The organism is Arthrobacter alkaliphilus (assembly GCF_021483235.1).
Classification (GTDB): domain Bacteria; phylum Actinomycetota; class Actinomycetes; order Actinomycetales; family Micrococcaceae; genus Arthrobacter; species Arthrobacter alkaliphilus.
In genome coordinates, this window is the sequence record NZ_JAKEEC010000055.1 from 1 (window position 1) to 1,573 (window position 1,573).

Annotated in this window: 2 protein-coding genes; both read left to right on the forward strand. The window is 65.1% G+C overall.

Features of this window, described 5'->3' with window-relative positions; translation table 11 throughout:
* Positions 1–32 precede the first annotated feature (32 nt).
* A complete protein-coding gene (locus L0B83_RS19540) occupies positions 33–1,046 on the forward strand; it encodes a DUF4192 domain-containing protein (protein WP_234760231.1) in 1,014 nt (337 codons plus the stop codon).
* A gap of 202 nt (positions 1,047–1,248) precedes the next feature.
* On the forward strand, positions 1,249–1,401 hold the full coding sequence (locus tag L0B83_RS19545; RefSeq protein ID WP_015061970.1) for a hypothetical protein: 153 nt from the start codon (positions 1,249–1,251) through the stop codon (positions 1,399–1,401).
* The last annotated feature ends 172 nt before the right edge of the window (positions 1,402–1,573 follow it).

The following is a 1,573-nucleotide window of genomic DNA, read 5'->3' on the forward strand; positions in this document are numbered from 1 at the left end:
ACCAACCCTTTCGGCAAAAAAGGAGCAACACCATGAACGACTTCATCAAATTCACCGGCCCGGCCGACGTCCTGGCCTTCATTCCGCACACGCTGGGACAGACCCCCAAGGAGTCCTTTGTCGCACTGACCATGCAGGGCAACAAGATCGGCGCGACCCTGCGCGTGGATGCCCCGTTCGGGCAGGATCCCGTCGGTTACGCCCAAACCATCGTCAGCTACCTGACCGCTGACGAAGCAGCCACCGGCAGCCTGCTGGTCATCTACACGGACGAGAGCATGATCGACGGCAGCCGCCCCTACGCCGGGCACGTGCAGGCACTGCGCACCGAACTGGAAACCGCCGGGATGCCCCTGCAGGACGCATGGCTGGTGAGCTCGAAGCTGTGGCGGAACTACCTGTGCACGGACCTCAACTGCTGCCCAGATGAGTCGCTGGACACCATCACCAGCAGCAACGGCAACGCCGCCCTGATCTACCGGGGGAGCGCCGTGACCGGCTTCATCGCACCGGCACCCTTCACAGGAGACGAGGGGGCCCGCGAGGCTATCACCGCGCACAAGCCCGACGGCTGGCCCGAAGACCTCGAAGTCAGCCGCGCTGCCTGGGCCAAGGTGCTCGATGACCCCAAGAGCCTGACGACCCAGACCGCGCACCAGCTCGCAGGAGCGTTGCAGCACCCCACCACCCGGGACTACATGATGGGCGACATCGTCCCGCACGCCCCCGAGCAGTTCACCTCCGTCATGCTTGGCGTGTTTCCCACCCGCCCGGACTGGGCGCGCGTGGACACGGCACAGGAAGTCGCGTTCGAGCTGATGAAAACCACCCCGGAAGGGCAGCGCGCCCCCATGTTGTGCCTGATCGGCTGGCTCGAATGGCTCAAAGGACAATCCAGCTTCGCTGCCCGGTACTTCAAGCTCGCACTCGAAGACGTCGCCGGATACCGGCTGGCGGAACTGCTGGGCGAACTGGTCAACCGCGGACTGCTGGCAGACTGCAGCCGCGACCCGAAAAAAGCCTATGACCGCCGCCTGAAGCGCTAGCTTCGATGAGGGCCGGGCTCCACTATAAAAGGGGGTCCGGCCCTCCTCACGGGATTCTCGCCAGGTGCGCGGCGGCCTCCCCCGCCAGGGCTCCTCCGGCCGCGTAAACGCTGCGCGGGCGCCGCGACTTCCAGCCCGCGCGCAGGAACTGCCGATACTGTGAAAGGACACCGCCGTCCCGTACAGCCAAGGAGTCCTGAGCGTGGCAGATCAATTCCGCATGACAGAGGACGATACTGTCGCACCCGACGCGAGCCCCCTTGAAGACATCCTGGAACTGAGCCTGCTCACCGCAGGCCCAGCCACCGGCCCGGTAGACCGGCCCAGGAAAGACCACCGACACTACGAGCTGTAAACGAAGCAGCGCTCACTGACGCTGCACCAGAAGTTTCCTTTTTGCCGAGGAAAACCGCGAAGGGCTGGCCACGTCATCAACGTGCCGGCCCTTCCCTATGTTCGCCGGGGATCACACGGCGGCCACCAACGAGGCTCGCAAGGGCTCGCCCTGGTTTCCGCTGCGCTGCAAC

What these genes read in the sequence shown, in the direction of transcription:
- L0B83_RS19540 (WP_234760231.1), top strand. Translation starts at nt 33, where the DNA reads ATGAACGACTTCATCAAATTCACCGGCCCGGCCGACGTCCTGGCCTTC.